4 protein-coding genes are annotated in these 5077 nt (G+C 46.1%); 2 read left to right on the top strand and 2 right to left on the bottom strand.

The window, feature by feature from the left end; all coding sequences use genetic code 11:
• Together fmt and H6F50_RS27895 are read right to left on the bottom strand one after the other, a co-directional pair.
• Nucleotides 1-722 (bottom strand): methionyl-tRNA formyltransferase (fmt, locus tag H6F50_RS08985; RefSeq protein WP_190428420.1); only part of this gene is annotated, 722 nt, incomplete at its 3' end.
• Nucleotides 723-801: 79 nt separating this feature from the next.
• Nucleotides 802-1659 (bottom strand): OmpA family protein, encoded by an 858-nt coding sequence (locus tag H6F50_RS27895; protein ID WP_190428419.1) that lies wholly within the window; start codon nucleotides 1657-1659, stop codon nucleotides 802-804.
• 658 nt (nucleotides 1660-2317) lie between these two features.
• Between H6F50_RS27895 and H6F50_RS08975 the strand changes: the two genes are divergently transcribed.
• Together H6F50_RS08975 and H6F50_RS08970 are read left to right on the top strand one after the other, a co-directional pair.
• Nucleotides 2318-3007, top strand: a complete 690-nt coding sequence (locus H6F50_RS08975) for a hypothetical protein (protein WP_190410893.1) — start codon at nucleotides 2318-2320, stop codon at nucleotides 3005-3007.
• Between the two features lie 529 nt (nucleotides 3008-3536).
• Nucleotides 3537-5077 (top strand): abortive infection protein (locus tag H6F50_RS08970; RefSeq protein WP_190428418.1); only part of this gene is annotated, 1541 nt, incomplete at its 3' end.

The following is a 5077-nucleotide window of genomic DNA, read 5'->3' as shown; positions in this document are numbered from 1 at the left end:
GGATTCCCCCGAAATGTTGCCACACAATCCGGGAAAAATCCTCTGACTTGGTTATGTAATGCGATCGCGCTTTTCGACCAATCAAGACAATAATCCGGTTTTTTAATCAGCGGCGCATAAGTCGCCTGCGATTCATCTTGGGGGATTGGTTCAATTTCCTGGCGTTCCAGCTTCAGGAGGGTTTCTACTAATAAATCTGCCCCAATCTCGGAAAGCTTTTGCGCCAAATCTTGAGCATTATCTAACAGTCCAATCGGCGTATTAGCTTTTAGCAGCACTGCCCCCGTATCCATCCCCGCATCCATTAGCATCGTTGCGATCCCCGTTTCTGTCTCGCCATGATAGAGGCACCACTGGATGGGAGCAGCACCCCGATACTTGGGCAAGATCGAGCCGTGTACGTTGATGCAACCCAATTTGGGCATATCTAGAATTTGTTGGGACAAAATTTGTCCGTATGCCACCACAACAAAAACATCTGCATTTGTCTGTTTTAGCTGAGCGAGCGTTTCCTCGTCTTTTTTAATCCGCTGCGGTTGCCAAACAGGTAGCTGATGCGCCAAGGCGACTGATTTAACGGGAGAAGGCATCATTTGGTTGCCCCGTCCCCGACGTTTATCCGGCTGCGTAACAACGCCTAAAACTTCAAATTCTGGATTAGCGAGTAACCGTTCTAAAGTAGGGACGGCAAATTGTGGGGTGCCAAAAAATATGACTTTCATTTCCTTAGGGAACGGTAATTGGTAATTGGTCTTGATTGAAAAGCAATTTTTCCCTTAACCATTAGCAAAAAAGTAAAAACTAAGGGTTAATAATGGCAATTTCGATGCGGCGGTTTCGTTGTCGGTTGGTATCGCTATTATTTTCTACTAAGGGAAAAGTTTCGCCGTAACCAACAACAATCATGCGATATTTTTTCTCCAAAGCAGTGAATAAATACTGCTCAGCAGCTTGGGCGCGTCGAAACGATAGCGCTTGATTGTCTGTAGATTCACCAACGTCATCGGTGTGAGCAGCAATTTGAATTGTGGCACCTGGGTAGTTCCGTAAATCGGCGATGACATTGTCTAAAATTACGGGTGCCTGTGGTAGCAGAACGCTATCGCTGTCTTTAAATAACAAGTCGCTAGGTAGGGTGGCTTTCAAAGCATCCGATGGTAGAGAAACCCTAGAAGCGGTAGTGACTTGATTGGAATTGGGAACGCGATCGCCTTGAAGTTGCTGGGAGATTTCTTGTAGACGTGCCGCTAGAGGTTCGCTGGAACTCTGGCGACCGACTTGGGTTTCCAGTTTGGTTGTGCGATCGCGCAGTGCTTGCAATTGCGCCTGTAACTGTTGCAGCTCTGCTTGCAGTTGCCGTCTTTGTTCCGCACTCAGTTCTACTGGCGGACTGGCGCTGGTGACAGCAGGGGACGGCTTAAAAGTAGAGGAGGCGGTGGATGTCTCTAGTTTGGCGCGGCGCAGCACTTTCACAACTAGGGGCACCTCTGGCGTCAGGTCGGGAAAGACTCCCGCGAGGACGAGACCGAACAGCCACGCCAAGCCACCTCCCACCCCCAGCAACAGCACTCGCCAGAGTAAAACCAGTAAAAACCGCCCAATGCCTGTAGATTGGCGAGGAGAAGTGTTATCGGCAAATGGTGCTTCTTGTTTTGTCACCCGTTTTCCTATTTTTATCCAGACAACAGATTAACACTCGATAATGCGATTAAGCTTTTTTCGTTGTCCGAGGCAATAAAAATGGGCGATCGCATTATTAACTTGCGCGAAGAGACATTTGGGAATACTTTTGGGATATAACCCTGGAGTGCCGTTGTGATGTTATTAGGTAGCCCTCAGTCACTGTCTAGGCAAGTATGTAGAAATCAGTCAACCTGCCCCCAAGAAAATTTCTTGCCTTAGATTAATTTTTAATCGCTTTTCGACCGTCTTGTGGAAAAATATCATAACAAGAGCGATAAGGTGTTTCACCCATCAAGCCGGATTCATTGAGATATGATAAATTTTTTTACATCTTTTGTTTTTTTTGACAGGTTTTGTGGATATACATATAGATATAGGGACGCTGCACCGTTCCTTGGGCGTTGCTCCTCACACAAGAAACGCCGTTTAGCAACCCCACCCCCAATCAATGTTCATTCGCCTCTTCCGCTCAGGATGGTGCTCTAATCAACCATACCTTCCGCTTATTGCGGCTGCGCTGCTGATGGCTCCTAGCTCATTTGCCTTAGCTGGCACGGCTGCGTCTACAATCGCAGGTCCCTCTACCATGCAATATCCGCAAGCCCGAAAGGAATTATCTGAAGCTGCTCCCGACATGACTCAAGCAGTAGTGCAAATCGACCCCCTCGACAGCCCTCATCCCGTCCCGTGGAATTGGGTAATGACTACTCATGCAGAAGTTACCGCCAACGGCGGCACTGGGGTACGTTACTATCGCAGTCCCTCTTTAGTGTCTCCTGATGGTCAGTATGCTGCTTACAGCCGGATTCAGTTGCAGGTGCAACCGGAGTTGTACCAATGCCGCATTTCCAGCGTCATGTTTGTAGAAAATTTGAGGACAGGGGATTTACGAACGATCTCGGCGTCTTCTCCTTTGGCTGACAATCCCTTTGTCAGTAACGAAGAAGCGGATATGCCGGGGATCATCGCCATCTTGATCCCCATTTCGTGGTCAGCGAAAGGCGATCGCGTCTTAGCACGGCAATTTGAAGGTTTATTTAGTACGTCCGATGCTTCTGACTATGCCGTTGTTTGGGATCGTCAGCAGAATCGTACTACGACTCTCTCTCCTGACCGCGATGATTACACCAACGCGGTGTTGTTAGGCTGGAGTCAAACTAATCCCGACCAAGTGCTGTTTCGAGCAGGCGAATTGGGCGAGGAAGAGTGGCCTCTATGGGCTGTTGATTTGAAGGGTCAAACCGTAGCCGCAATTGAGGATCAACCCCTCATTTTTGGTCAAACGATTACCCATTCTTGGGCAGGACCACAGGCTCATTTCTAAAGGAACAAAATCAAGGATGAAGGATGAAAAAGATTGAAGGTGACAAAAAAAGTTTTTTACTCATACTGTCAGCCGAAATTTTAAACTTCATCCTTTTTTCTGATGAATCTAGCTTATAGCTGCCAATATTTATATATTTTTAAATTAAATTTTGATAAAATCTTTGATTAAGTCTAAACGATTTAAACGAGTCTTTTTAAGAGGTCTCGTTAGCCTGACTTTTTTGCTTTTGGGTTCCGGCTTTTTTATTTATTATACATTAAAAAATTCTGCTAACAAAAATAATATATCAAATTATGAAATTTACCTCAAAAATCAATTAAATCAACCAAATTCTTATCCGGTTAATTATCCTATCTCATCGAGTGTTTATCAACCCGTCAGCGTGTGGACAGGACGCCTAATATTACTACCGAAAGAGCAGAGACAGCTTAGAAAATCGGTGCTTTTTGAAGTTTATAATGCTGATTCCGCGCATCAAAATCTAGTAGGGAAAATTGTAAATTTAGAATGGAGCCGGGACGCAGAAGTGCAAAGATTTGTCCAGGCTGTAACACAAGATGTCAAATTTATTCAGGCAACTGAAGATAGTAAAAAAACGGGGAATTTGCATCCTGACCGATTAAACAATTGGCAAAATGTCGATCCCTTAGAATCCTTGGCTGGAGCGCGACCTCAAGATGATGTCGTCGTGGAACTCAAAAACCCTGTAGTTGTCACCAATCACCAAAAAGAACGTCCCTCGCTGAAGATTGCCCAAGAACCCGTACAAGTCACGGGTCGGATTTATGCTTTAGTGACAATTATTAAACGAGAGGAAGCAGATAGCGTTAGCGCAACGTCTTCTTCGGATCGTTTTGTTGTACGTCACTTTAATAAAAAAACAAAACAATTTGATGGACCTTTAGAAACCATTCGGATTCCTCAAGTGCCATCTGACCGCAACGGGATTACTCGGTCAACAAATCGAGGAATTGAAAAGTCTCCCCTCAATTCCGCAGGCTGGTACATTTATGGGACAAAAGATGCCGAGGGAATATTTGTCACCCAGGCAATTGAACCCCGCGCCCTGATGCGTTTGCAACCGGATGAAGTGCGGGTAAATCGGAAATCTGCTAATTCCTATCTGAAAAAAGAACTTTGGAAAGGTACTGAAGGTCAAAAAGGAACCGCCAAGATAGTTTTACTCGATCCAAAAAGTCAACAATTTAACGAGGCGGTATCGAAATGGCGCGAGGGAGATCGAGCAATTGTCCTTCATACATACGGTGGAATTGGGGGTAAAAAACCCGAACCCGAACCGCTGGGCGTAGTTACCGGACACTTTGCTTATGGAATTGCGACGGTCGTGCGCGATCGCTTCACGGATGAGTTGCGCTTTGACATTGAGTATCGACAAGTTTACGCCCATAACCCTGATGGCATTATTGCTGGCACCATGAAATGGTCTACTTATATGGGAGATTTGCAGCGGGGTTGGCTGGGAAATCGGCCTGTATCCGATGCGATCGTCAAGCTCGATGCTGTGACGCAAGATTATGATTTTGATGGCATCCAACTGTCACCGATGAAAGAATTTATGCGCCAGTTGGATATTATGATGGCACGCTACCGGATTGGAGATGGAACGGGTAGTTCAGTGGTGACACCCTCAACTTCTTGCGTACAAGATGCTAATCAAGCGCTTTTTGTGACGATTAAGCAGGTAGAGAAACAGGTGGCGTCTAATCCCCGCATTCAAGAGTGGTTGCGGCGTCATCCCACAGACACTCAAACCTTACGATTCCAGCAACTCGTGAAACTAGGGCGATCGCTTGAAAAGCAATTAGCACCCCTAGGGATTATTCGTTCCGATTGGCAAGAAAACGCTGAGAATTTAGCAGGAACCAGGACAGCGGACGGCACCCTTACCACTGTCTTGAAGGCAGCAACAACTTGGCGAACCATGTTACCTCGACGGGCGCATGATGAAATTGCCACGATTTTGTTAAATAATGGAGCCGCTTTGTGGGTAATTCGGACGAACCAAGTGGGGGGATTTAATCCAGATATTGTGCCTCGTGCCCCTAC

The organism is Coleofasciculus sp. FACHB-712 (assembly GCF_014695635.1).
Classification (GTDB): Bacteria; Cyanobacteriota; Cyanobacteriia; order Cyanobacteriales; family FACHB-T130; genus FACHB-T130.
Note: the sequence above shows the minus strand (reverse complement) of the source record. Positions and strands in the feature narration are given on the sequence as shown.

What these genes read in the sequence shown, in the direction of transcription:
- H6F50_RS08975 (WP_190410893.1), top strand. Translation starts at nt 2,318, where the DNA reads ATGACTCAAGCAGTAGTGCAAATCGACCCCCTCGACAGCCCTCATCCC.